This is a genomic window from Propionicimonas sp. T2.31MG-18 (assembly GCF_964266745.1).
In the GTDB taxonomy this organism is placed as follows: Bacteria; Actinomycetota; Actinomycetes; order Propionibacteriales; family Propionibacteriaceae; genus Propionicimonas.
This window is the reverse complement of sequence record NZ_CAXWGX010000028.1, coordinates 1-24,295: the sequence shown is the minus strand read 5'-3', so window position 1 is coordinate 24,295 and position 24,295 is coordinate 1. Positions and strand designations below refer to the sequence as shown.

Here is a 24,295-nt window from a genome sequence, read left to right as displayed (position 1 = left end):
TCGGCACTCAGGCCCGTCTCGACGTCAGGACCTTCTGCAGGATGATGAACACCAGGAGCAGGGCGCCGATGAAGATCTTGGTCCACCAGGAACTGAGCGTCCCCTCGAAGGTGATCATGGTCTGGATGAGGCCGAGCACGAGGACGCCGAGGGCCGAGCCGAGGACGAAGCCGTAGCCGCCGGTCAGCAGCGTCCCGCCGATGACGACCGCAGCGATCGCGTCCAGTTCGGTGCCGACGCCGGTCAGCGCGTAGCCCGACAGCGTGTAGAACGCGTACAGCACCCCGGCCAGGCCCGAGCAGAACCCGCTGATCACGTACACCAGCACCTTGGTGCGCGAGGTCGGCAGGCCCATCAGCATGCCGGACTGCTCACCCCCGCCGATGGCGTAGGTCGTCCGGCCGAACCGGGTGTACTGGAGCACCCACACCGCGATCGCGAGCACGACCAGCGCGATCACCACGCTGGGGGTGATGCTCATCCGGTAGCCGAGGACGATGCGGGTCTTCGCCATCCAGGAGAAGAACGGATCGGTGATGCTGATCGATTCCTTGGCGATGATGTAACACATTCCGCGCGCGAGGAACATTGCAGCCAGGGTCGCGATGAATGGCTGTATTTCGAAGACGTGCACCATGAGCCCGACCAGGAGTCCGAGCACGGAGGTGATCACGAGAATGAGCAGGATCACGACAATCGGATTCCACCCGAATTGCAGCAGCCGGGCCGCGATGATGGTGGAGAGCGCCAGGACCGAGCCGACCGACAGGTCGATGCCGCCGCTGATGATCACGAAGCTCATGCCGACCGCCAGGACGATCAGGTAGGAGTAGCTGACCATCAGGTTGAGGATCGTGGTCGCCGAGAGGAACCCGCGGTAGCGCGCTCCCCCGGCCAGGAACATCACCACGAAGAGGACGGCGGTGACCAGCACCGGCCCGGACTTGGGGCTGGTGAACACGTCGACGGTGCGTGACCACAGCCTGCCCACGCCCGAGGTGGGGACGGAGACCGCGCTCATCGCGCCACCGCCTCGGCGGCGGACCCGACCGTCTCGGCACGTCGCCCCCGTGATCGCCGTCGCGCCAGCGCTGAGGAGACCCGCGACGACTGGAGCAGGGTCACGGCGACGACCACAGCGGCCTTGAACACCATCGTGGCGATCGGCGGGATCCCCACCGTGTACACCGTGGTGATGAGCGTCTGGATCACGAGCGCCCCGACCAGCGTGCCGGTGAGGGAGTAGCGGCCGCCGTTGAGCGACGTGCCACCCAGCACGACGGCAAGGATGGCGTCCAGCTCGATGAGCCAGCCCGTGTTGTTGGAGTCGGCCGCGGTCTGGTTCGAGGTGAGGATGAGCCCGGCGACGGCGGCGAGGACGGCGCTGAGGGCGTACACGGTGAACAGCAGCCCCCGCGCCCGCACGCCGGCCTGCCGGCTGGCCTCCGGGTTGATGCCCACCGACTCGATCAGCATGCCGAGGGCCGTCCGGCGGGTGAGCAGGGCGACCAGCGCGAGCACGACGGCGGCCACGATGGTCGCCACCGGGATCCCGGCGAGGAAGCCCGAGCCGATGAACTTGAACGGCGCGCTGTTCACGGTGAGGATCTGGCCCTCCGTGATCAGCATCGCGATGCCGCGCCCCGCCGTCATCAGGATGAGCGTGGCGATGATCGGCTGGATGCCCAGGACCGCGACGAGGAAGCCGTTCCACACCCCCAGGACCAGCGCCAGGGCGAGCGAGAGCAGGACCGCAACGGTGACGGTGCCGACGTCGTTCGGCGTCGGCGAGGCGAGGATGATCGAGCAGGCGAGGGCGCCGGCGATCGCGCACATGCTGCCCACAGAGAGGTCGATGCCACGGGTGGCGATCACCAGGGTCATGCCGACGGCGATGATCAGGGTGGGCGCCCCGTTGCGGACGATGTCGATGAGGCTGCCGAACAGGTGCCCCTCGCTGTTGACGGTGATCGACAGGAAGCCAGGGACCGCGATCACGTTCACGGCCAGCAGCACCACCAGCATCGCCAGGGGCCAGAAGAGCCGGTGCCCCAGGGCCTTGTAGACCAGGTTCACGATGCCGCTCCAGTCTCGAGTTCGGGTTCGGATGCGCCCTCGGCGATCACCGCGAGGAGGTCGTCGACACGGAGCCCGTCGTTGGGCAGGTCGGCCACCTTGCGTCGGTCGCGCAGGACGACGATCCGGTGGCTCAGCCGGAGGACCTCCTCCAGCTCCGCGGAGATGAACAGCACGCTCATGCCGTTCTCGGCGAGGGAGTACACCAGCTTCTGGATCTCCGCCTTCGCGCCGACGTCGATGCCGCGCGTCGGCTCGTCCAGGATCAGCAGCCGGGGGGCGATCGCCAGCCACCGGGCCAGCAGCACCTTCTGCTGGTTGCCGCCGGAGAGGTTCTTCACCAGGGCATCCGCGTGGGGCGTCTTGATGTTCAGCGCCTCGATGTAGCTGGCCGCGAGCTCGTCCTGCCGCTTGCGGGGGATCGGACGGAACCAGCCGCGGTCGGCCTGGAGCGCCAGCACGATGTTGTCCCGCACGCTCAGCTCGTCGACGATGCCCTCGGCGCGGCGGTTCTCCGAGGAGTAGACGATCCGGTGCTTGATGGCCTGCCGCGGCGTCCGCAGGCGCAGGGGAGACCCGTTCACCGTGAGCTGGCCGGTGTCGGTGCGGTCGACCCCGCCCACGAGCCGCGCGAGCTCCGTCCGACCCGAGCCCAGCAGGCCCGCCAGCCCGACGACCTCGCCGGCCCCGATGGTGAGGTCCGTGGGCGCGATGGCCCCCTTGCGCCCGACGGCCTTCGCCGCGAGGAAGGTCACCGGCGCCGCGTCCTGCGACAGGTCCCTGTCTGCGGAGTGGACCTTGGTTCCGATCTCCTCCAGCGTGGAGAGCTCCCGGCCGATCATCGCCTGCACGAGGTCGATGCGCAGCAGTTCCTCGGTGAGGTACTCCCCCACGAATTGGCCGTTGCGCAGCACGGTGAGCCGGTCACTGATCTCGTAGACCTGGTCGAGGAAGTGGCTAACGAAGAGGATCGCCACGCCCCGCTCCTTCAGCGAGCGGATGACGCGGAAGAGTTCCGCCACCTCCTCGACGTCCAGGCTGGACGTCGGCTCGTCGAGGATCAGGACCTTCGCCTGCACGTCGATCGCACGGGCGATCGCCACCAGCTGCTGGACGGCCAGCGAGTGCGAGTTCAGCAGCGAGCCCGGGTCGATGTCGAGGTGGAGGCCCTCGAGGATCTCCGCGGCGCGGCGACGCATCGCCCGCCAGTCGATGCCGCCCAGGCGGCGGGGCTCGCGCCCCAGCATCACGTTCTCCGCCACCGTGAGGTTCCCCAGGAGGTTCACCTCCTGGTACACGGTGCTGATGCCGGCGGCCTGGGCCTGCGCCGGGTTGTGGAACCGCACCTTCTCCCCGGCGAGGCGGATCTCCCCCGCGTCGACGCCGTAGACGCCGGTCAGCGCCTTGATGAGAGTCGACTTGCCGGCGCCGTTCTCCCCCATCAGGGAGTGGACCTCTCCGGGGAACATCCGGAACCCCACACCGTCGAGCGCCTTCACGCCCGGGAAGCTGATGGAGATGTCCGTCATCTCCACCACGGGGTCGGGACCGGCGCCGGGGGTGCCGGCGCGCGTCGCTGCGCTGTCAGGCATCGTTGCTCATCTCGTCAGGTTGCACCAATCATGGGCCACGCCCGCGGTGGGTGCGCGGAGGCCGCGCACCCACCCGGGGGCGGGGTTCAGGTACTGCGCAGGGGCTCAGTACTTGCGGTTGGGCAGGGCCTCCTTGGCCTGCTCCTGGGTGAAGGTGCCCTCGTTGGTCACGATGCGCGCCTCGACCTTCTCGCCGGCGTTGAGCTTCTTGATCACGTCGATCAGCTGGGCGCCGAGGAGCGGGGAGCACTCCACGATGAAGTTGATCTTGCCTTCGGTCAGGGCGACCATGCCGTCGTGGACGGCGTCGACGGTGACGATCTTGATGTCCTTGCCGGGAACCTTGCCCGCGGCCTCGATGGCCTCGATGGCGCCCAGGCCCATGTCGTCGTTGTGCGCGTAGACCAGGTCGATCTTCGGCTGGGACTTCAGCATGGCCTCCATGACCTGCTTCCCCCCGGCGCGGGTGAAGTCGCCGGTCTGGCTGGCGACGACCTTCAGGTTCGGGTTGGCCTTGATGACGTCGGCGAAGCCGGTCGCCCGGTCGATGGCCGGGGCGGAGCCCGTGGTGCCCTCGAGCTGGACGATGCTCACCTGCTCCTTGGCGTCCTTGTACTCGTTGGTCACCCACTCACCGGCCTTCTTGCCCTCGGCGACGAAGTCGGAGCCGAGGAAGGTGACGTAGAGCGAGGTGTCCTTGGAGTCCACCGCGCGGTCGGTGAGGATCACCGGGATGTTGGCGGTCTTCGCCTCCTGGAGGACGGCGTCCCACCCGGTCTGCACGACCGGGGAGAAGGCGATGTAGTCCACGCCCTGCTGGATGTAGGAGCGGATCGCGCTGATCTGGTTCTCCTGCTTCTGCTGCGCGTCGGAGAACTTCAGCTGGATGCCCGCGGTCTTGAACGACTCCTGGATGTCCTTGGTGTTCGCCGTCCGCCAGCCGCTCTCCGCGCCGACCTGGGCGAAGCCCACGACAAGCTGGTCGAGCGGCTTGTTCGGCGCACCGCCGGCGGCACCCGGTTCGGCAGGGGTGGCGCCACCGCTGCAGGCCGTCATCGCCAGGGCCACAGCACCGGCGGCGAAAAGACCCAACGTCTTCTTCATGTACACAAACCTCCTTGTTCGCATCACCGGGGCGGATCGTAGACCCACCGGCACCGGACGGCCGCCCTTGGCCGTAGCGAAATGTTAAGGCTCACATGTTAGCCCTAACAATCGGTCGGAGGATACCGTTATCAACTCGTTATCTGACCTAGCCACACGGGCGGGTCACTTCTGGGAGCGCTTGCTTGGAACGCTAACATCCTTCGGCTCGTTGCCGGCAGGGTGTCGATGCGAGGGGAGGAAGGCCCATCCCTGCGGCGCCCCTCCCCGGCTCCCGTCAGTGGGTGTCGGGCCGCACCGGGCCCCCCGCCCACAACCAGGCGGTGGTGTCCGGCGGGAGCGTCCCCGCCTCGCACGGGCCGCTGGACACGAGCAGCTCTCCGGCGGGCAACGCGACCGGCGCCGTTCCGAGGTTGGCCGCCACCACCCAGCCACCGCGCGCGAACGCCAGCGCGCCCGCCGGCGCGTCCAGCCAGCGCAGTTCCTGCCGGGAGCGCAGCCTGCGTCGCAGGGCGAAGGCCCGCCGGTAGAGCGTGAGCGTCGCCGCCGGGTCACCGTCCTGTGCCTCCACCGACAGCGCCCCGAACCCCTCGGGTTGCGGGAGGGGGCCGCGTCCGCCGAAGCCGAAGGACACACCGTCCCTGCGCCAGGGAATGGGCACGCGGCAGCCGTCGCGGCCCTTCTCGGTGTGCCCGGAGCGCTCCCAGATCGGGTCCTGGAGCACTGAGGCCGGCAGGTCGGCGACCTCCGGCAGGCCCAGCTCCTCACCCTGGTAGACGTAGCAGGAGCCCGGCAGCGCGAGCAGCAGGAGAGCGGCTGCCCGCGCGCGCTGCAGCCCCTGCACGCGCTGGTCGGGGGTGAGGGGGCCGCCGGAGAGCAGCCAGTCGTTGATCGAGGTCCCCGGCGGGATCGCCAGGCGGCTCGCCGGCCGGACGCAGTCGTGGTTGCCCAGCACCCAGGTCGACGACGTCCGCGCGGAGGTGGCCAGGTCGAGCTCGCGCACGATCGCCCGCCGGTACGCCGCCGCGTCCCAGGGCAGGGTGAGGAAGTCGAAGTTGAAGGCCTGGTCCAGTTGGGCGACGGTCGTGTAGCGGTGGACGCGCTGCGGCGCGACAGCCGCCTCGGCGACGGTCATCCGCGGCGGGTCGTAGGCACGCAGGACCCGTGACCACGCCTGGTACACCTCGGCGAGCTCGTCGCGGTCGAACAGCGGGTGCGTTCCGTCGATCGGGGTGTGCGCGGGGTCGATCCGGTCGACCGCGCGATAGGGCTCGCTCAGGTCCTTCGCCAGGCCGTGCGCGACGTCGATCCGGAACCCGTCCACACCACGGTCGGCCCAGAACCGCAGCGTCCGCTCGAAGTCCGCCCGGACCTCGCCGGACTCCCAGTTGAGGTCGGCCTGCTGGGGTGCGAACAGGTGCAGGTACCACTGGCCGTCGGCGACCCGCGTCCACGCCGAGGCGCCGAAGTGGGACGGCCAGTCGTTCGGGGGGAGCGAGCCGTCCCGGCCCGCACCGTCGCGAAAGATGTACCGCTCCCTTGCCGGGCTCCCCCTGCCGGCGGCGAGCGCCTCCTGGAACCACGGGTGCAGGGTGGAGGAGTGGTTGGGGACGATGTCGACCAGCAGGCGGAGTCCGTGCCCGTGGAGCGCGGCCACCAGCTCGTCGAAGTCGGCCAGGGTGCCGATCGTCGGATCGACGTCGCGGTAGTCCTTGACGTCGTACCCGCCGTCCGCCCACCCGGACGGGTAGAACGGCGAGAGCCAGACCGCGTCCACGCCCAGGCCCGCGAAGTAGCCGACCCGGCTGGTCACCCCTCTCAGGTCGCCGACACCGTCACCGTTCGCGTCGGCGAAGCTGCGGGGGTACACCTGGTAGACGACGGCCTCGCGCCACCAGGCGTCGTCGCTCGCCCGGTCACTCATCCCTTCACGGCCGAGGAGGCGACGCTCTGGATGAACCAGCGCTGGAAGGCGAGGAAGACCACCACCACCGGGATCACCAGCAGGACGCCGAAGGCGAAGATCTGGCCCCAGTCGGTGGGTGGCTGGCCCTTGAACACGGCGATCGCCAGTGGCAGCGGACGGACGCTGGGCTGGTCGATCATCATCACCGGGAAGAGGAAGGACGACCAGCCGGCCAGGAAGGTGAGGATGGTCACCGACGCGAACACGGGGCGCGACATCGGCACGATGATCGACACGAAGGTGCGCCAGGCGCTCGCCCCGTCCAGGCGTGCGGACTCCTGGATCTCCTTCGGGATGCTGATGAAGAACGTGTAGAACAGGTAGATCGAGAACGCGCTGCCGATGAACGGCAGGAACTGCACAGCGAGCGTGTTGCGGAAGCCGTTCATCAGGTAGAACAGCGGGACGGCGATGGCCTCGAACGGCAGGATCACCAGCAGGACGACGGCGGAGAGCACGGCCTCGCGTCCACGCCACTGGAGCCGGGCGAGCGCGTACGCCACCATCGAGTTCACGACGAGCCCGCCGATCACGATGACCCCGGTGACGATGAGCGAGGTGAGGTAGAAGCCCGCGAAATAGCCGCTGGCCTCGCTGTCGAAGCGTCCGAGGACCTGGGTGTAGTTGTCGAGGCTCAGGTTGGTGGGCGCGAAGCCGGCCATGCCGTTGAGGACCTCGCTGGACGGCTTGAACGAGCCGATCACCATGTACGCGATCGGGGCGACGAAGATCACCGAGGTGACCACGAGGGCGGCGTAGGTGGCAGCCGTGGTGAGGGCCTTGCGCCGGCGCATGGTCAGGCGACTCGCTCGTGCGGGCGCGGGGGCGATGGCCTCCGGAACGGTCTGGAGCATTACTGGACCTCCCTGTCCTGGCGGAGCACCCGCTGCTGGATGACGGTGATCGCGATGATGATGGCCACGAACACGACGGTCATCGCCGATCCCCTGCCCACGTTGTTCTCGATGAAGGCCGACGTCACCGCCCGGTACATGACCGTCGAGGTGGCACCCTCGGGGCCGCCGCTGGTCATGATGTAGACCTGGTCGAACAGCCGGAACGAGAAGATGGTTGTGACGATCACCACGAACACCAGGGTGTTGCGCAGTCCCGGCACGGTGACGTTCCAGAACTGGCTCCAGGGGCCGGCCCGGTCGATCGAGGCCGCCTCGTAGAGCTCGGTCGGGATGCCCTGCAGGCCGGCGAGCACGATGATCATCTGGAAACCCACCCCTGCCCAGATCGACATCAGGGCGATCGAGGAGAGCGCGAGGTAGGGGTTGCCCAGCCAGTCCTGGGGACCCACCGCGCCGAAGGTGACGGCCGAGAGGAACCCGTTGAGCAGGCCGAGACTGTCACGGGCGAAGATCAGGCTCCAGATCGTCGCCACCAGCGCCATAGGGAAGACCACGGGCAGGAAGAAGAACGTGCGGAAGAACGCGACCCCGCGCACCTTCCGGTTCAGCAGCACGGCCAGGATCACGGCGAGGCCGGTCTGGACGGGGACGACGATCAGGGCGAAGACGAAGTTGTTCAGCAGGCTCCGCCAGAAGATCGGGCTGGTGTCCGGGTCCAGCAGGATCCGCCGGTACTGCTCGAGCCCCATCCAGACGTTCGGACGGGCGCCGTCCAGGCGGACGTTCTGCATCGAGAGCACGAAGGCCATGCCGAAGGGGATGACGACGAAGAGCAGCAGGAGCAGGAGCGCAGGGAGGCTCATCATCCAGGCGGCGAGGTTGTCCTCGCCGAAGCGCTTCTTCCGCCGCGTCACGGAGCGTTGCATTTCCAGCCTCCTGGAGGTTGCCCCCGGGGGTGGCGCGAAGCGAGGTGCGCCACCCCCGGGAGGTAGGGGTGAGGGTTCGGACTACTGGTAGTTGTTGTTGTCGGCGGCGTCCTGGTCGATGGCCTTGGCGGCCTTGTCCAGCTCGCGCTGCGGATCGGCCCCTCCGTAGATGGCCCAGAAGGCGTCGCTGAACTGCTTGTTGATCACCGGCCAGGCAGGGCTGATGGTGCGGGGCACCGTCACGCACGCCGGCGTCGGGTCGGCCGAGCCGCAGGTCTTGGCGAGCTGCTGGCCGTAGAGGAAGAGGTCGCCTCCGGGGCCGTACAGCTTGCTGGCGTTGAGCACCGAGGTGTTCCCCGGGACGGCACCGTTGGCCTGGGTGATCTGGTCGACCCACTTGTCCTGCATGATGAACTCCAGGAACTTCGCTCCGGCCTCCTTGTTGGCCGACGCCGCACCCAATCCCCAGCTGTGGGAGCCCTGGCCGCTCTTCGTGCCGTTGCCGAAGTCGGGCAGCGGGATGACGACCAGGTCATCGCCCAGCGCCTTCTTGTTGTCCGGGTAGGCCCAGTGGCCGACCCAGGCCAGTGCGACGCGCTTCTCGGTGAACGCCTTGTCGTCGGCGTTCGGGTCGACGTACTGGCGCCAGCCGGCGACCTTCGCCATCGCGGCGACGACCTCGGGCGCGTTCAGGGCGCCCACGGCCTTGCCCGCCCGCACGAGCGGCTGCCCGGCGGAGTTCACGATGGGGGTGAAGGCGTAACCGGGCCACGTGCCGGCGTACTGCTCCTTGAGGTCGAGGGCCTTGCCCGACTTCGACTTCGCTGCCAGCTGGCCGAGCAGGGTGGTGAACTCGTCCGCCGTCCACGCCTGCTCGATGGTCGTGGGGATGTCGGTGACGCCGGCGGCCTTCAGCATCGCCTTGTTGCCGTAGAGCGCGAGGCCGGAGTCGTACTGGGAGACCGAGTACTTCTTGCCGTCGATCGTGCCCTCCGCGACGATCGACGGCAGCTGGGCGGCGAACACCGCGTCCGACACGAGGCCGTCGAGCGGAGCGAGCTTCTTCGCGTAGTTGAGGGCGGCGGCGGTCTCACCGTCGAACTCGTAGACGTCGGGCAGCGCGTCCACGGCGGTGGACGCGAGTGTCTGGCCGTAAGTCGCCTGGGGCACGAGCGTCAGCTCAGCCTTGATGTCCGGGTTGGCCGCGTTGAAGGCGGCCACCTCGTCCTTGGCCGCCTGGACCTCGCCGGCCTGGCCCTCCTGGGCCCAGACCTTGATGGTCACCGGACCGGCGGGAGCAGACCCGCTCGAGGACGGGGCGCCGGCGCTCCCGGCGCAGGCAGCCAGGGTGAGGGCCGCGGTCACGGTGAGCGTTGCGCCCAGGATCAGACGTGAGCGCCGCCGCGGGGTGCTCGCTTGCATGTGGACTCCTTGTGGATCGTGGTCGGCTGGGAGGCCTGTCTGTGGTCCGCCGGACCCTCCCTCGGGACCGATGACCGTTCAGCGTGCTGGCCTCGACACGAGGGTAGAACGGATTGGTGACGCGCGTCAATAGATCGGACACGACGACTTCCGGGGTGATCTAATAGCGCACGGTGGAGCGAGGCCTCCACCGACTGCCCGGCTCTTCAGGAAGGTGGACGCATGGCGACGCGACGCGATGTCGCCAGGCTGGCCGGAGTGTCCGAGGCGACCGTCTCGTACACCCTGTCGGGGAAGAAGCCCATCTCGGCGGCGACCCAGCAACGGGTGCGCACCGCGATGCGCCAGCTCGGCTATCGCCCCCATCTCCTGGCAGCGGCACTGGCCGGCGGGGCCAGCCCGATCATCGCGCTGCTCTTCCCCACCCAGGAACGCGGCATCTCCAACTCCGACCTCGAGTACGTGCTCGGGGCCGCCTCGGCCGCCCGCGACGTGGGGCACCACCTGCTCCTGTGGCCGACGGCGGACCGCGACATCGACGAGGTCGCATCGCTCCACGCGTCCGGGCTGGTTGCCGGCGTGATCCTGATGGAGGTCCGGCTCGAGGACGAGCGGATCGAACCGCTCCGCGAGGCCGGCGTGCCGATCGCCCTGATCGGCCGCACGGCGCAGCCCGATCCGCAGATCCCGTTCGCGGACCGCGACTTCGCCGGTGCGGCCGAGCTCGCCGTGGCGCACCTCGCCGGGCTGGGCCATCGACGGGTCTGCCTGCTGAGCGCGCCGGAGCGGCTCAACCAGCTCGGCTTCGGTGCCACGATCCGCACCGAGGCGGGCTTCGCCGCGGCCTGCGAGGCCCACGACGTGACCGGTTCCGTGATCCACGCGAAGGCCGACTTCGGTGTCGGACGCGACGTCCTCACCGAGCTGGGGGACATGACCGAGCCGCCGACAGCGGTGGTCTGCCTGTCCATGGAGGCCGCGCTCGGTGTGCTCCAGGCCGCCCCCGGCATGGGTCTGCCCATCCCCGATGCGCTGTCCGTGGTGTCGCTGGGCAGCGCCGACGTCCGCGCGGAGGTGTCCGAGCCGAGCCTCACCACGGTCGCCGCCCCCGCCGCCGAGATGGGCGCCTCGGCCGCCCGGCAGCTGATCGGGCTGATCGGCGGCGAGCCCGCACCCGACGGCCCGCGCCTGTGGGCCGGCGAACTCGTCGCCCGCGGCAGCTCGGGGCGAGTCCGCGAGGGCTGACACCATCACCTCGGCCCCACGTGCCCGCCCGTCCTCCGGACCAGGTGGACGAACCCGTCCGCCTCGCCGTGCTCCCCGAACACCACACCGGTTGGGCAGGACGACCGGGATTGCGCGGCTCGCGTGGCGGTCGGGACTGGTCGCCCCCGTTCACCACCACCGCGCTGCGGGTGGACGGCGTCCCCGTGGCGGCCTCCGGCGCGGAGCCCGTCCTGACATCGGCGCGCCTGCAGATGGTGATCGAGGTCGAGCCGGCGCCGTCCGGGCTGCTGCGCACCCGCGCACAGCTCACCACATCGGGCCGGACGGATATCAGGTGGACCACCTGGCGCTCGCCCACCCGGTGCCGTCGGTCGCCACGGAGTTACTCGACCTCGCCGGGCGCTGGGCCGCGCTCGCCGCCGTCGGCCTGATGGATGCTCCGGTGAACCCCGATCACGCGGTGCTGTACCTGGCCGAGGCCGTCGACCAGCCCGTCGTCCCACCCCCACCCGGCCCAGTCCGCCGACGCCCACCCGCGCTGCCCGCGTCCCCGCGCCGGCCGCGTTCGCCGTCCGCCCACCCGCGCTGCCCACCCCGCAGCCCGCGTTCGCCCCCGATTGCCACTCGTGCCCCCGGAATTCCGGGGGCACGAGTGGCAATCGGGGGCAGGAACGGGCGGGATGCCCGGCTACCGCGCGGCGGGGGCCCTTCAGTCGCTCTGCACCGCCTCGGCGGCGAGGGCGATCTTGCGGGCTTCGTTCTCGTCGCGGATGCTGCCGAACAGCTTGTCGGTGAGCGGGTACCTCCAGAAGATCAGCATCGCGATCGCCGCGCAGATGGCCGGCAGGATGCCGATCGTGAACTTGATCGCGAAGATCGCCGACTCCGGCTGGACGGGGTTCGGGTTGCTGGCGGACGCCGACAGGTACCCGCCGATGGCCAGGGCCCAGGCGCCGACGGCGCCACCGATCGACTGGGTGACCTTGCGGGTGAAGGAGAAGATCGCGTAGGTGGCACCCTCGGACCGCTTGCCGGACTTCCACTCGCCGAACTCCACGGTGTCGGCCTCGAGGCCGAACATCACGGTGTTGATCAGCGAGGCGCCGATGCCCTTCACGGCCAGGAAGACCAGGGCGAGGGCGATCGCGCCGCTGGGCACGAAGGCCAGCGCGATGCCGCCGATGATCGTGAAGATGCCGCACCACTGGAAGACGGTCTTCTTGCCGAGCTTCTTGATGATCCACGGGATGACCGGGGTGATCAGCAGCGCGATGCCGGAGTTCACCAGGACCATGTTGGCGGTCTGCCCGATGTCACCCAGGACGTAGCGGGCGTAGTAGGCGGTCGAGCCGCCCACGGCGAACAGCCCGATCAGGTAGAAGAAGCTCGCGGCGCACAGGTAGGCCAGCGGCTTGTTGTGCCGCAGCGTCTCGAAGGTTTCCTTGATGCTCACCTTCGGCGTGGTGCGGACGACGGCCTCACGGCACCACAGGAAGGTAAGGAAGTAGGCCACCGAGCCGATCAGGATGAACAGCAGCGTGGTGACGGTGAACACGTTCTGGACGTTCTGCCGGTACACGATCTTCGCGGCCTCGTAGGCGGCCTTCGCCGCCGCGTCGGCGTCCGCGGCCAGCTTCGGCGCGGTCTTCTGGAGCGCCGAGATCTGGGGGGCCACCACGTAGGCGAGGAAGACGCCGCCGATGGCCGAGCCGAAGGCACGGGACGCGACGAGCTTGGCACGCTCGTTCACCGACTGGGTCATCGCGGAGGCCAGCGAGCCGTAGGGGATGTTGATCAGCGAGTAGACCAGCCCGAGGATCGCGTAGGCCAGGTAGGCGTAGAGCAGCTTGCCCGCGTCATCGAGCTGCCACTCGAACACGCCGAGCCACTTCACGCCCTCGCTCGGGACGTTGAAGTTCAGGAAGCTGAGGAACAGCACCGGCACCGCGAACCAGAGGATGAACGGGCGGAACTTGCCGAACCGGGTCATGGTCTTGTCGACCATGCGGCCGGCGAACAGGTCGGTGAAGGCGTCCCACAGACGGACGACCAGGAACATCGTGCCCACGGCGGCGGCGGTCAGGCCGGCGACGTCGGTGAGGTAGTAGAGCAGGAACGAGGTCGTCATGGAGAAGGCCAGGTTCATTGCGAAGTCGCCCAGGCCGTAGCCTGCGATGGCGGTCGCCGGCTGCTTCTCCAGTGCACCCAGGTGGCTGGGTGAGGTAGCGGTCGTCGTCATTGAAGATCCTTCGAGTCAGGCACTGTCCGTGCGAGGTTGGCTTGACTGTAAGGACGGCCCTGATCCGGCCGACATTCGTTGCCACCTGTTTCCTCGCCGGCACCTCCGCCGGCCACCGACCGACCTACGATCGCACCGTGACCAGCCAGAAGAACCCGCTCGTTACCAGCCTCTCAGCATGGATCGACGCCGGCAACGGCCTGGCCGGCGACATGCTGCTCGCCGCCCTTCTGGACGCCGGGGCGCGCCTGGAGGCGGTGGTCGCCGCCGTCGAGGCCGTGCTGCCCGACACGGTCCGGCTAGAGCTCAGCGAGGTCCGGCGCGCCGGCCTGCGCGCCGCCAAGCTGGACGTGGTCGTGCTCGTCGAGGACCAGCACCACCGCCACTGGTCGACCATCCGCTCGATGCTCGCGGGCGCCGACCTGCCCGAGCCGGTGCGTGCCTCCGCGCTGGCCGTGTTCGGCGCGCTCGCGGCCGCCGAGGCACGCGCGCACGGCATCGACCCGGAAGAGGTGCACTTCCACGAGGTCGGGGCCTGGGACTCCATCGCCGACATCGTCGGGGTCTGCGCAGCCGTCGATGACCTCGGGCTCGCCGGGCTCAGCTGCGGGACGGTCGCTCTCGGCAGCGGCACGGTGCGCGCCGCGCACGGGCAGATCCCCGTCCCTGTGCCCGCGGTGCTGGAGCTCGCCACCGGCTGGCCCGTCGTCGCCGGCGGACGCGGGGAGCTGACGACCCCGACCGGCATGGCGCTGGTGTCCGCCCTGGCCACGCCCCGGGCGGAGCTGCCGGCGGGCGTCGTCCGGGCCGTCGGCGTCGGCGCAGGGACGCGGGACGACCCCGGCCGCCCGAACGTGGTGCGGGTGGTCCTCGGCGAGTTCACCGGGGGCGGGCCCGCCGCGCAGGCCGCGACGCTGCTGGCAGCGAACGTCGACGACCTGGACCCCCGGTTGTGGCCGGGCGTGCTCGCCGCCCTGCTCGAGGCCGGCGCGGACGACGCCTGGCTCACGCCGATCCTGATGAAGAAGGGACGGCCCGCGCACACCCTCGAGGTGCTCTGCCGGCCCGCGCTCGCGGGGCCGCTGGGACGCCTCGTCTACGAGCTGGTGCCCACTCTCGGGCTGCGGGAGACCCCCACGACCAAGCGTCCCCTGGAGCGGGAGTGGCGGCAGCTCAGCGTGCTCGGCCAGCCCGTCCGCATCAAGCTGGGCCTGGCCGGCGGACGCATCGCCACCGCCACCCCCGAGTTCGAGGACGTGGCGGCGGCCGCCCGGGCGACCGGTCGCCCCGAGCGCGCGGTGATGGCCGCAGCGGAGGCCGCGGCGGCCGCCGCCGGCCTCCTGCCGGGGGCACGGCGCCCGGAGTGAACGTCGCGGGTCTCGCGCCGCCCGGCCCGCACGACCGAGACGGCGGCCGCCGGGCTAGGAGCGGGGCGCGGCGATCTGCGCGGCGAGGTGCCCGGCGCCGTACCCGTTGTCGATGTTCACCACCGCCACGCCGGGGGCGCACGCGTTCAGCATCGTGAGGAGCGCAGCCAGCCCTTCGAAGGCCGCCCCGTACCCGACGGAGGTGGGCACGGCCACCACCGGGGCGGACACCAGCCCGGCGACGACGCTCGGGAGGGCCCCGTCCATCCCGGCCACCACCACCACCGCGGACGCCGAGCGCAGCAGGTCGAGACGCCGCAGGATGCGGTGCAGCCCGGCGACGCCCACGTCGACGACCAGCTCGGTCGGCCGTCCGAGGAAGCGTGCGGCGAGTTCCGCCTCGCGTGCCACCGGCAGGTCGGACGTGCCCGCGGCGGCCACGACCACCAGGCCACCCGTGGGCTCGGGCATCGCCGGGGGCCACCACAGCAGCCCCGACTCGGCGTCGTGCGCGGCGTCGGGTAGCGCGCTGCGGACGGCGTCCGCGTGCTCGGGCGTGGCGCGCGTGAAGAGGGTCCGGGCCGACCTGTCGGCCACCGCTGCGGCGATGCGGCGCACCTGCTCCGCGGTCTTCGACGCGCAGTAGACCGCCTCGGCGTACCCGCGGCGGCGTTCCCGGTCGAAGTCGAGGTCGGCCACCTGCTGGAGTTCCGGCGGCGGCTGCCACGCCTCGCCGGGCTCAGGCATCGCCGCGCAACGACGGCGTGAGCAGGGGCAGGGTGAAGGCACCCGACTGGACGCCGGCGAGGTCGACGCACACGAAGCGGAACCCCGCCGCCCGCACCCCACGGACCAGTTCGGTGCGGGCCGGCTCGGACACGGCCCTGAGCAGGTCGCCGGGCGGGACCTCGATGCGCGCGGTCTCGCCGTGGTGGCGCACCCGCGCCTCGGTGAAGCCCAGGGCGTGCAGCACCTCCTCCGCGTCCTCGACCTGCCGCAGCTTGGCCGCGGTCACGGGCTCGTGGTGCGGGATGCGGGACGCGAGGCAGGGTGCTGCGGGCTTGTCGGCCGACCGCAGCCCCAGGGCGCGAGCGACCCGGCGCACGTCGTCCTTGCCCAGGCCCGCCTCGGCCAGCGGCCGGAGCACCCGGTGGTTCGTCGCCGCGGCGGAACCCGGGCGGTCCGGACGCCGCGCGTCGTCGGCGTTCTCGCCGTAGGCGATCGCGGTGAGGTGGTAGCGGCGCGCCACGCTGTCGTCGATGCGGCTGAACAACTCGGTCTTGCAGTGGAAGCACCGGTCGGGGCCGTTGGCGCGGTACTCGGGCCGGTCCAGCTCGTGCGTCCGCAGCTCCACCAGCGGGGCGCCGATCTCCGCGGCCACCTCGTGCGCGGCGCGGCGCTCAGAGGCGGCGAGGCTGGAGGACACCCCGAGGATGGCCAGCGTCCGGTCGGCGCCGAGGCTCCGGGTGGCCAGGGCCAGCAGGACCGAGGAGTCGACCCCACCGGAGAACGCGACCCCGAGGCGCTCGGGCTCACCGAGGGCGACCCCCACCCGGTCGGCCAGGGTGGCGATCTCCGCAGGCAGCTCCTCGGTCATGCGTCCACCTTGCACTCAGGCACCCGCCCCGGCAAGGCCCGACACCTCGACCTCGTCCCCTCCGGCCGACCAGAGGGTGTGGAACACCCCGGGCCGGTCCACCCGGCGGTAGGTGTGCGCGCCGAACAGGTCGCGCTGGGCCTGGATCAGTGCCGCGGAGCTGCGCGGCGCGCGAAGCCCGTCGTAGTAGGCCAGCGACGACGCGAACGCCGGCGCGGGGATGCCGGCCTGCGCCGCCCGGGCCACCACCCGGCGCCACGCCGGGAGGCCGGCCGTGACCGCGTCGGCGAAGTAGGGGTCGGACAGCAGCAGCGGCAGCCCCGGGTCGCGCTCGTAGGCCTCGGTGATCCGGTTGAGGAAGCGGGCCCTGATGATGCAGCCGCCACGCCAGATGCGCGCCATCGCGCCACGGTCGATGTCCCAGCCGTAGGTGTCGCTGGCCGCGGCGATCTGGTCGAACCCCTGGGAGTACGCGACGACCTTCGAGGCGTACAGCGCCGAGCGGACGTCCTCGACGAACGCCGCCCGGTCGTCGACCACCTGCGCGTCCGCCTCCGCGGGCAGGGTCCGGCGCGCGGCCTCGCGCTGGGGCAGCGAGCTGGACAGCGCGCGGGCGAAGGTGGCCTCCGCGATGCCGGTGACCGGGACCCCCAGGTCGAGCGCGTTCTGGACGGTCCACCGGCCGGTACCCTTCTGGCCGGCCTCGTCGACGACCACATCGACGAAGGGACGGCCGGTCTCCGCGTCCACGTGGCGCAGCGCCTGCGCGGTGATCTCGATCAGGAACGACTCCAGGTCGCCGGAGTCCCATTCGGCGAAGATGTCGCCGATCTCGGCAGGGGTCGCGCCCAGCCCGCTGCGGAGCAGGTCGTAGGCCTCCCCGATCAGCTGCATGTCGGCGTACTCGATGCCGTTGTGGACCATCTTCACGAAGTGGCCGGCTCCGTCCGGGCCCACATGCGTGCAGCACGGGACGCCGTCCACCTGGGCGGCGATGCTCTCCAGGAGCGGCCCGAGCACCTCGTAGGACTCGGCGGGGCCGCCCGGCATGATCGCCGGCCCCCGAAGCGCGCCCTCCTCGCCGCCGGAGATGCCCGCGCCGACGAAGTGCAGGCCCTTCTCCCGCAGCGCGGCCTCGCGCCGGATGGTGTCGGGGAAGTGCGCGTTGCCGCCGTCGACGAGGATGTCACCCGTCTCCAGGTGCGGCACGAGCGCGTCGATCGTGGCGTCCGTCCCCGCACCGGCCTGGACCATCATGATGATCCGGCGGGGCCGCTGGAGGCTGGCCACGAAGTCGGCCACCGTCTCCGAGGGCACGAAGGCGCCCTCGTCGCCGTGCGCGGCGACAAGCTCACGGGTCCGGCCGGGAGTGCGGTTGAACAGGGCCACCCGGTGACCCCGGCTGGCGAAGTTGCGGGCCAGGTTGCTGCCCATCACGGCGAGTCCCACCACGCCGACGTCGGCGAGGTCGGAGGCGGGGAGGGGACTGGTCATGGACGGCCTTTCTCACGGACGGTGCTGCGGCCGGGCGGCCACCACTCCACCCAACCAAACACTCCCCTGCCCGACAACGAGTTGCCGTCGGTTGCTCGGCGTTACGCTGGTGCGGTGACGGAGCAGCCACACACCGCGGTCACCATCTACGACGTCGCGAAGGCGGCGGGGGTGGCGCCGTCCACGGTGAGCCGCACGTTCGCCCGTCCCGGCCGTGTGAACGCCGACACCGCGGCGCGGATCCGGCGCATCGCCGATGAGCTGGGCTACCGCGCCAACCCCATCGGGCAGGCCCTCTCCACGTCGCAGACCCGGCTGATCGGCCTCATGGTCTCCGACGTGGCCAACCCGTTCTACTCCCAGCTCATCCGCGGCGCACAGCTCGCCGCCACCGAGGCCGGCTACGAGATCCTGCTGGCCGACAGCCGCGAATCGGGGACGCGGGAGCGGACGGCGCTGGAGCGGCTCGTGCCCGTCGTGGAGGGCTTCGTCATCGGCAGCTCACGGATGTCCGACTCCGCCCTGCGCAACATCGCGAAGCAACGGCCGATGGTGGTGCTCAACCGCGCGCTGCTGGACGTGCCGAGCGTGGTCACCGACAACGCCGGCGGCATGCGGGCGGCGGTGGAGCTCCTCCGCGAGCTCGGTCACGACTCGGTGGTCTACGTCGCCGGCCCGGAAGCCTCCTGGCCGGACGGGATGAGGTTCCGCGCACTGCGCGACCTCGGGACGTCCTCCGGTCTCGGCGTGCAGAAGGTCGGGCCGTTCCTGCCGACCTTCGAGGGCGGGCTGGCCGCGTCCCGCGTGCTGCTCGAGCGCCTGCCGACGGCGGTGATCGCCTACAACGACCTGATGGCGATCGGGGTCATGCACGGCTTCCTCGCCGAGGGGGTCAGGATCCCCGAGCAGGTGAGCGTCATCGGGTTCGACGACATCCTGATCTCGCGGCTCGTGCTCCCGTCCCTCACCACCGTCGCCGCGCCGATGCGGCAGATGGGCGCGACGGCCGTGAACAACGTGGTCGCGCTGATCAAGGGCGCCCGGCACCGCGCGGAGGAGGCCATGGCGATGCCGGTCCAGCTCAAGGTGCGCGGATCGACCGGTCAGCGCAGGCGGAAGAGGGTCTCCCCCGCGTTGGGCACCACCATGGTGTCGGGGTCGGCCTCGTAGGCGGCCAGGTCCACGTCGTCCGGGGATAGGTAGCCGAGGTTCGCACCGCGCACCTTGTCCTCCGGGATCGCCGTGCACAGCGTCACCTGCACCCGGCAGCGCTCGCCGTCCACCTCGTCGTAGGTGCCGGCCCCACGCAGGTGCGTGCTGTGGGCGAGCACGCCCCAGTGCACCCCGGCGAACCGGTCCCACTGCTTCACGAAGTAGTCGCGGCAGTGGTAGCCGATGTCGTAGATCTCCTTGTGCACGAACGAGATCTCCCGCACGTGCGGCGCGTACAGGATGACCTCGCCGCCGTCGGCCACCACCGGCTCGAGCTTGTAGAAGCCCTTCGCCGCCGTCCAGATGTCCTCGTACTTCTCGGGGATCAGTGACACGACGCGCTTCACGGGGGCGTCGAGGTAGCGGACGTGGGTGCGCGCGGAGATCTGCGCCGCGGCGGCCCAGGCCGACTCCGTGCCGCCGAAGGCGACCGCGTGGAGGTCGTGCGTGCCGGACTTCGCCACAACGCAGAGCGCGAGCTTCTCCGCGGGAATCATGTCCGCCGCCTCGTTGATCAGCGCGCGGACGGGGGTGATGCCCAGCGTGCCGATGATCTGGGCGCTGGTGATCAGCGCGCCGACCCAGTGGGTGAGGTCGATGATCTCCTGGCCGGCGATCCCGGGGAAGAAGTACTTGTTGCCGCCGGAGAAGCCGACGACCTCGTGGGGGAAGACCGGGCCGATCACCAGTGCCACGTCGTGCTCGACCACCGCCTTGTTGAGGGCGACGCGGGCCGGCACCGACAGCAGCCCGTCACTGAGCTCGGACACCCGTTCGGCGCTGATCGTGCCGAGTTCGACGAAGGTCTCCGGGCGCCACCACTCGTGGTTCACCACGGTCATCCCGGGATAGGTCGCCTCGAGCCCGCCGTCGTCGTAGCCGAGGTGGCGGGCGATCGCCTCCTCGGTCATCGCGACGTGCGTGCCGAGCGCGATGACCGCGGTCAGGGCGCTGACGCGTCCGGCGAGCGCGCCGTGGACGGCCCGCAGCAGCAGCGGCAGCGGGCTGGACCGGGTGCCGTCAGGGACGACGAGGCAGACGCTGCGCCCGTCGAGGTCGAGGGCGGCGAGCTGCTGGTGGACGAACTCCCGCACCTGGTCGTCGGTCAGCACGTGGTCGGCGCTCCCGAGCACGGCGGCGGAGGAGGCGAGTTCAGCGATGACGTCGACGCTCTGGCTCATGCCCCCACACTGCCGCCGCGCACGCACGGGGGCAACAGGACGAGGCAACTCGCGGCAACGCGTTTGCGCCCGGCGTCCCCGGGAGAACGATGGGGGCATGGCTCGACTCGACCTCCACCCCGACCGGATGCTGCCGGCCGACGCCGGACTGCGACCTCTCGCCAGGGAGATCTACGAATCGGTGCGCGACCTGCCGATCGTCTCCCCCCACGGCCACGTGCCGGCCGAGTGGCTCGCCGACGACCAGCCGTTCAGCGACCCCACGTCGCTGCTGATCACGCCGGACCACTACGTCAACCGCCTCCTGCACGCCAACGGCGTCGGCCTGGACCAGCTCGGCGTCGGCCAGCGCGAGTTCGGCCCCGAGCAGTCCCGTGAGGCGTTCCGGCTGCTCTGCACGCACTGGGACGCCTACCGCGGCACCCCGGTGCGCTTCTGGCTGGAATCCGAGCTGGTCGACATCTTCGGCCTCGACCTGGCCCCGTCCGCGGAGACCGCGGACGAGCTGTACGACGCCATCGACGCGAAGCTCCGCCTGCCGGAGTTCCGTCCCCGTGCCCTCTACGAGCGCTTCAACCTGTCGTTCCTCGCCACCACCGACGACCCGTGCGACGACCTCGCCGCCCACGACCGGCTGCGGGCCGACCCGACCTGGACCGGACAGGTGGCCCCGACCTTCCGTCCCGACCGCTACCTCGAGCCCGCCCGCGCCGACTGGAACGAGCTGGTCGACCGGCTCGGCGAGGTGAGCGGGATCGACACCGGCAGCTGGGCCGGCTGGGTGTCGGCGATGGAGAACCGGCGGGCCTACTTCCGCGCCCACGGCGCGGTCTCCAGCGACCACTCCCACGCCGACGCCCGCGTCGAGCCGCTGGACGCCGCCGAGGCGGACCGCCTGTACCGGGCGGCCCGGCAGGGGACGATCGGCACCACGGAGGCCGACACCCTGCGACGGGCCTTCATGTTCGAGCAGGCCCGGATGGCCGCGGACGACGGACTGGTGATGACCATGCACCCCGCCGTCTACCGCAACCACCACACCCCGAGCTTCGAGCGGTTCGGCGCCGACGTGGGCGCCGACATCCCCCTGCAGGTCGAGTTCACCCGGGCCCTCCAGCCGATGCTCGCTGCGTTCGGGACGTCGGCGTACTTCCAGGTGGTGCTGTTCACCATCGACGAGACCGTCTACTCCCGCGAGCTCGCTCCCCTGGCGGGGTTCTACCCCAGCGTGTACGTCGGCGTGCCCTGGTGGTTCATCGACGCGCCCGACGCGATGGTCCGCTTCCGCTCCGCGATCACCGAGACCGTCGGCTTCGGCCGCACGTCCGGCTTCATCGACGACACCCGGGCGTACCTGTCCATTCCCGCCCGCCACGACCTCAGCCGCCGCGTCGACGCCGGCTACCTCGCCCGCCTCGTCGGCGAGCACCGGCTCACCATCGACGAGGCCGTCGAGAGCGCCACCGAACTGGTGGCCGGCAACCCACGGAAGGCGTTCAAGCTGTGACCGCGATCCCCACCCTCTCCCGGGGGGCCGGGCACGGCCGCCCCGCCGCCCCCGTCCGCATCGTCCACCTCGGCCTGGGCAACTTCTTCCGCGCCCACCAGGCCTGGTACACCGGGCACGCCGTGGACGCCGCGGAGTGGGGCATCGCGGCCTTCACCGGACGCTCGTCGGCGATGGCCGACGCGCTGCGTCCCCAGGACGGCTTGTACACGCTGGTCACCCGTGGGGCGGCCGGGGACGCCTTCGAGGTGGTCTCCAGCATCTCCGCGGTGCACGCGGCCGACGAGCACGCGGCGTTCCTCGACTACCTCCGCTCCCCCGCCCTGGCGGTGGTGACGCTCACCGTCACCGAGGCCGGCTACCTGCGCGGCCCGGGTGGCGGGCTCGCCCTTGACCGTCCCGACGTCGCCGGCGACGTGGCCGCCCTGCGCGCGGACGCCGTGGCCCCGGTAACCACCGCGCCCGGACGGATCGTCGCCGGGCTCCTCGCCCGTCGCGGCGCCGGTGCCGGCGCCCTGGCCGTCCTGTCCTGCGACAACCTCTCGCACAATGGCGAGGCGCTGCAGCGCGTCGTCTCCGACCTGGCCGCGGCCGTCGACCCGACCCTGCTGCCCTGGCTGGAGGAGAACGTCACCTTCCCGACCACCATGGTCGACCGCATCACCCCGGCGACGACCGACGACCTCCGCGCAGCCGTGCGCGCCGCCACCGGTGCGGAGGACGCGTCCCCCGTGCCGACCGAGCCGTTCAGCGAATGGGTCATCCAGGGCCGGTTCCCGGCAGGGCGTCCTGCCTGGGAGACCGCCGGAGCGCGCATCGTCGACGACGTCGCGCCCTTCGAGCGGCGCAAGCTCGCCCTGCTCAACGGCTCGCACTCGCTGCTGGCCTACGCCGGGACGATCCTCGGGCACGAGACCGTTGCCGACGCCATCGCCGACGCCCGCTGCCTCGCCTGGGTCGAGCAGTGGTGGGACGAGGCGTGCCTCCACATCCCGCTGCCGTCGGGGGAGCTCGTCCGGTACCGCGGCGCCCTGCTCGAGCGGTACCGCAACCCGAACATCCGCCACGCGCTGGCACAGATCGCGGCGGACGGCTCGCTGAAGCTGCCCGTCCGCATCGTGCCCACCCTGCGCGCGGAGGCCGCGGCCGGCAGGCCGGCGCCCGGCGCGGCCCGCGTGCTGGCGGCCTGGGTGCTGCACCTGCGCGGCCACGGCGCGCCCGTCACCGACGTCCGTGCCGTCGAGGTGCGGGCGCTCGTCGGCGGTACGCTCGAGGACGCGGTGTCCGGCGTCCTCGCCTTCCTCGACCCGGGGCTCGCCACCGACGGCCGCGTCCACGACGCCGTGCTCGCGCGGGCCCGTGACCTCACCGACCTCGAAGGATGACCATGGAACTGCGCACCGACGCCCGCTGGGCGCTCGTCGTCCCCACCTCGATGGGGGTCCGGCTCACGCCCGAGCAACGCCAGCCCGTGCACACCTCCGACCGCTTCCTGCTCCAGGCGACGAGCGCGGAGACCAACGTGGCGTCCGTCCTGTCCTCGCTCGGGGAGCCCGCCAAGGTGCTGACCGCGTTCGTCGCCGGGTCGCCCGTCGCGGCGCTGATCAAGGCGAACCTGCGCGCCCGGAACCTCAGCTACGAGGGCCCGGAGTTGCCCCAGGGCGACGCGTGGGGGCTCCGGCACCAGTTCAACATCGCCGACGCCGGGTTCGGCGGACGCGCGCCCCGCGTCTGGAACGACCGCGCGGGCGAGGTCGGCCGCGAGTTGAGCGCCGACCAGTTCGACCTGGAGACCCTGTTCGGCACCGAGGGCGTGAAGATCCTGCACCTGTCCGGACTGATCGCGTCCCTCTCGCCCAAGACCTCCCAGTTCTGCCTGGAGCTCGCCCGGGCGGCGAAGGCCCACGGGACCGTCGTCAGCATGGACATGAACTACCGCGCCTCGTTCTGGAAGGGTCGCGAGGAGGAACTCTCCCGCACGTTCGACGAACTGGCCGGGCTGTGCGACATCCTCTACGGCAACGAGGAGGACTTCCAGCTCTGCCTCGGCATCGCCGGACCCGCCGCCGGCGGTGCGGACATCGAGTCCGAGACCGCCTCCTTCGCCGCCATGATCGGACGGATCACGCAGCGCTACCCGTCCGCCCGCTGGATCGGCACCTCGCTGCGCGAGGTCGTCTCCGCCAACCACCACCGCTGGGGGCTCATCCTCTGGCACGACGGCGAGTTCGCCGTCCTGCCGTTGCGCGACATCGACGTGCTCGACCGCATCGGCGGTGGCGACGGCTCGGTCGGCGGGGTCCTGTACGGCATCGTCAAGGGCTGGGACGTCGAACGCTGCGCCCGGTTCGGGTGGGCCTGCGGGGCGCTCGCCGCGACCTCCGTCACGGACTACGCCGCCCCCGCGGACGAGGCCCAGGTCTGGGCGATCTGGGACGGCAACGCCCGCGTCCAGCGCTGACGCCCCTCCCCCACCCCCTCCACCCTCCGCCTCGCCCCTCCGCCCACCCCACCCTCCGCCTCACCCC

Annotated in this window: 19 protein-coding genes; 6 read left to right on the top strand and 13 right to left on the bottom strand. The window is 71.1% G+C overall.

Going from position 1 to position 24,295, the window contains the following annotated elements; translation table 11 throughout:
• Positions 1-7 precede the first annotated feature (7 nt).
• The 8 genes from yjfF to ACFQQJ_RS14615 all read right to left on the bottom strand — a co-directional run bounded on the left by yjfF (position 8) and on the right by ACFQQJ_RS14615 (position 9,943).
• The gene (gene yjfF / locus ACFQQJ_RS14650; RefSeq protein ID WP_377107557.1) at positions 8-1,021 is read right to left on the bottom strand and encodes a galactofuranose ABC transporter, permease protein YjfF; all 1,014 of its coding nucleotides are present in this window, start codon (positions 1,019-1,021) and stop codon (positions 8-10) included.
• A complete protein-coding gene (locus tag ACFQQJ_RS14645; protein WP_377107555.1) occupies positions 1,018-2,076 on the bottom strand; it encodes an ABC transporter permease in 1,059 nt (352 codons plus the stop codon). Before ACFQQJ_RS14645 ends, yjfF begins: the two co-directional genes overlap by 4 nt.
• Entirely contained in the window at positions 2,073-3,668 is a 1,596-nt protein-coding gene (locus ACFQQJ_RS14640) for a sugar ABC transporter ATP-binding protein (RefSeq protein WP_377107553.1), read from the bottom strand. The genes ACFQQJ_RS14645 and ACFQQJ_RS14640 overlap by 4 nt, the downstream gene beginning before the upstream one ends.
• Positions 3,669-3,773: 105 nt before the next feature.
• Positions 3,774-4,772 (bottom strand): substrate-binding domain-containing protein, encoded by a 999-nt coding sequence (locus ACFQQJ_RS14635; RefSeq protein WP_377107551.1) that lies wholly within the window; start codon positions 4,770-4,772, stop codon positions 3,774-3,776.
• Between the two features lie 277 nt (positions 4,773-5,049).
• Entirely contained in the window at positions 5,050-6,696 is a 1,647-nt protein-coding gene (locus ACFQQJ_RS14630) for an alpha-amylase family glycosyl hydrolase (RefSeq protein WP_377107549.1), read from the bottom strand.
• Positions 6,693-7,592: a carbohydrate ABC transporter permease gene (locus ACFQQJ_RS14625; RefSeq protein WP_377107547.1), complete on the bottom strand. Its 900-nt coding sequence runs from the start codon at positions 7,590-7,592 to the stop codon at positions 6,693-6,695. Before ACFQQJ_RS14625 ends, ACFQQJ_RS14630 begins: the two co-directional genes overlap by 4 nt.
• On the bottom strand, positions 7,592-8,521 hold the full coding sequence (locus ACFQQJ_RS14620; protein ID WP_377107545.1) for a carbohydrate ABC transporter permease: 930 nt from the start codon (positions 8,519-8,521) through the stop codon (positions 7,592-7,594). Before ACFQQJ_RS14620 ends, ACFQQJ_RS14625 begins: the two co-directional genes overlap by 1 nt.
• A gap of 81 nt (positions 8,522-8,602) precedes the next feature.
• Positions 8,603-9,943, bottom strand: coding sequence for a hypothetical protein (locus ACFQQJ_RS14615; RefSeq protein WP_377107544.1), 1,341 nt, complete (start codon positions 9,941-9,943; stop codon positions 8,603-8,605).
• A gap of 222 nt (positions 9,944-10,165) precedes the next feature.
• Between ACFQQJ_RS14615 and ACFQQJ_RS14610 the strand changes: the two genes are divergently transcribed.
• Entirely contained in the window at positions 10,166-11,188 is a 1,023-nt protein-coding gene (locus ACFQQJ_RS14610; RefSeq protein ID WP_377107543.1) for a LacI family DNA-binding transcriptional regulator, read from the top strand.
• Between the two features lie 691 nt (positions 11,189-11,879).
• On the opposite strand, the gene ACFQQJ_RS14605 is transcribed toward ACFQQJ_RS14610, so the two are convergent.
• The gene (locus tag ACFQQJ_RS14605) at positions 11,880-13,409 is read right to left on the bottom strand and encodes a glycoside-pentoside-hexuronide (GPH):cation symporter (protein WP_377107541.1); all 1,530 of its coding nucleotides are present in this window, start codon (positions 13,407-13,409) and stop codon (positions 11,880-11,882) included.
• Positions 13,410-13,546: 137 nt separating this feature from the next.
• Between ACFQQJ_RS14605 and larC the strand changes: the two genes are divergently transcribed.
• The gene (gene larC / locus ACFQQJ_RS14600; protein ID WP_377107540.1) at positions 13,547-14,776 is read left to right on the top strand and encodes a nickel pincer cofactor biosynthesis protein LarC; all 1,230 of its coding nucleotides are present in this window, start codon (positions 13,547-13,549) and stop codon (positions 14,774-14,776) included.
• A gap of 54 nt (positions 14,777-14,830) precedes the next feature.
• On the opposite strand, the gene larB is transcribed toward larC, so the two are convergent.
• From larB to gndA, 3 genes are read right to left on the bottom strand one after another with little or no spacing between them, the layout of a single operon-like run.
• On the bottom strand, positions 14,831-15,523 hold the full coding sequence (gene larB, locus ACFQQJ_RS14595) for a nickel pincer cofactor biosynthesis protein LarB (protein WP_377107539.1): 693 nt from the start codon (positions 15,521-15,523) through the stop codon (positions 14,831-14,833).
• Positions 15,516-16,373, bottom strand: a complete 858-nt coding sequence (gene larE, locus ACFQQJ_RS14590; protein ID WP_377107538.1) for an ATP-dependent sacrificial sulfur transferase LarE — start codon at positions 16,371-16,373, stop codon at positions 15,516-15,518. The genes larB and larE overlap by 8 nt, the downstream gene beginning before the upstream one ends.
• Before the next feature lie 15 nt (positions 16,374-16,388).
• A complete protein-coding gene (gndA, locus tag ACFQQJ_RS14585) occupies positions 16,389-17,867 on the bottom strand; it encodes an NADP-dependent phosphogluconate dehydrogenase (RefSeq protein WP_377107536.1) in 1,479 nt (492 codons plus the stop codon).
• 114 nt (positions 17,868-17,981) lie between these two features.
• On the opposite strand from gndA, the gene ACFQQJ_RS14580 reads away from it, so the two are divergent.
• Positions 17,982-19,037 (top strand): LacI family DNA-binding transcriptional regulator, encoded by a 1,056-nt coding sequence (locus tag ACFQQJ_RS14580; RefSeq protein ID WP_377107534.1) that lies wholly within the window; start codon positions 17,982-17,984, stop codon positions 19,035-19,037.
• On the opposite strand, the gene ACFQQJ_RS14575 is transcribed toward ACFQQJ_RS14580, so the two are convergent.
• A complete protein-coding gene (locus tag ACFQQJ_RS14575; RefSeq protein ID WP_377107532.1) occupies positions 18,971-20,260 on the bottom strand; it encodes a lactate racemase domain-containing protein in 1,290 nt (429 codons plus the stop codon). The two genes, ACFQQJ_RS14580 and ACFQQJ_RS14575, sit on opposite strands and share 67 nt — an antisense overlap.
• A 97-nt stretch (positions 20,261-20,357) precedes the next feature.
• Here ACFQQJ_RS14575 and uxaC point away from each other — a divergent pair, with 97 nt between their 5' ends.
• The 3 genes from uxaC to ACFQQJ_RS14560 are packed head-to-tail and all read left to right on the top strand — an operon-like array spanning position 20,358 to position 24,228.
• On the top strand, positions 20,358-21,767 hold the full coding sequence (gene uxaC, locus ACFQQJ_RS14570; RefSeq protein ID WP_377107530.1) for a glucuronate isomerase: 1,410 nt from the start codon (positions 20,358-20,360) through the stop codon (positions 21,765-21,767).
• The gene (locus ACFQQJ_RS14565) at positions 21,764-23,152 is read left to right on the top strand and encodes a mannitol dehydrogenase family protein (RefSeq protein ID WP_377107528.1); all 1,389 of its coding nucleotides are present in this window, start codon (positions 21,764-21,766) and stop codon (positions 23,150-23,152) included. Before uxaC ends, ACFQQJ_RS14565 begins: the two co-directional genes overlap by 4 nt.
• Positions 23,153-23,154: 2 nt before the next feature.
• On the top strand, positions 23,155-24,228 hold the full coding sequence (locus tag ACFQQJ_RS14560; protein ID WP_377107526.1) for a PfkB family carbohydrate kinase: 1,074 nt from the start codon (positions 23,155-23,157) through the stop codon (positions 24,226-24,228).
• The last annotated feature ends 67 nt before the right edge of the window (positions 24,229-24,295 follow it).

Excerpts from the sequence above, each read along its gene's own strand:
- uxaC (WP_377107530.1), top strand. The coding sequence starts at position 20,358 with ATGGCTCGACTCGACCTCCACCCCGACCGGATGCTGCCGGCCGACGCC.
- ACFQQJ_RS14575 (WP_377107532.1), bottom strand. The coding sequence starts at position 20,260 with ATGAGCCAGAGCGTCGACGTCATCGCTGAACTCGCCTCCTCCGCCGCC.
- ACFQQJ_RS14610 (WP_377107543.1), top strand. The coding sequence starts at position 10,166 with ATGGCGACGCGACGCGATGTCGCCAGGCTGGCCGGAGTGTCCGAGGCG.
- ACFQQJ_RS14560 (WP_377107526.1), top strand. The coding sequence starts at position 23,155 with ATGGAACTGCGCACCGACGCCCGCTGGGCGCTCGTCGTCCCCACCTCG.
- larB (WP_377107539.1), bottom strand. The coding sequence starts at position 15,523 with ATGCCTGAGCCCGGCGAGGCGTGGCAGCCGCCGCCGGAACTCCAGCAG.
- ACFQQJ_RS14620 (WP_377107545.1), bottom strand. The coding sequence starts at position 8,521 with ATGCAACGCTCCGTGACGCGGCGGAAGAAGCGCTTCGGCGAGGACAAC.
- yjfF (WP_377107557.1), bottom strand. The coding sequence starts at position 1,021 with ATGAGCGCGGTCTCCGTCCCCACCTCGGGCGTGGGCAGGCTGTGGTCA.
- ACFQQJ_RS14635 (WP_377107551.1), bottom strand. The coding sequence starts at position 4,772 with ATGAAGAAGACGTTGGGTCTTTTCGCCGCCGGTGCTGTGGCCCTGGCG.
- larE (WP_377107538.1), bottom strand. The coding sequence starts at position 16,373 with ATGACCGAGGAGCTGCCTGCGGAGATCGCCACCCTGGCCGACCGGGTG.
- ACFQQJ_RS14615 (WP_377107544.1), bottom strand. The coding sequence starts at position 9,943 with ATGCAAGCGAGCACCCCGCGGCGGCGCTCACGTCTGATCCTGGGCGCA.
- ACFQQJ_RS14630 (WP_377107549.1), bottom strand. The coding sequence starts at position 6,696 with ATGAGTGACCGGGCGAGCGACGACGCCTGGTGGCGCGAGGCCGTCGTC.
- ACFQQJ_RS14640 (WP_377107553.1), bottom strand. The coding sequence starts at position 3,668 with ATGCCTGACAGCGCAGCGACGCGCGCCGGCACCCCCGGCGCCGGTCCC.
- gndA (WP_377107536.1), bottom strand. The coding sequence starts at position 17,867 with ATGACCAGTCCCCTCCCCGCCTCCGACCTCGCCGACGTCGGCGTGGTG.
- ACFQQJ_RS14625 (WP_377107547.1), bottom strand. The coding sequence starts at position 7,592 with ATGCTCCAGACCGTTCCGGAGGCCATCGCCCCCGCGCCCGCACGAGCG.
- ACFQQJ_RS14605 (WP_377107541.1), bottom strand. The coding sequence starts at position 13,409 with ATGACGACGACCGCTACCTCACCCAGCCACCTGGGTGCACTGGAGAAG.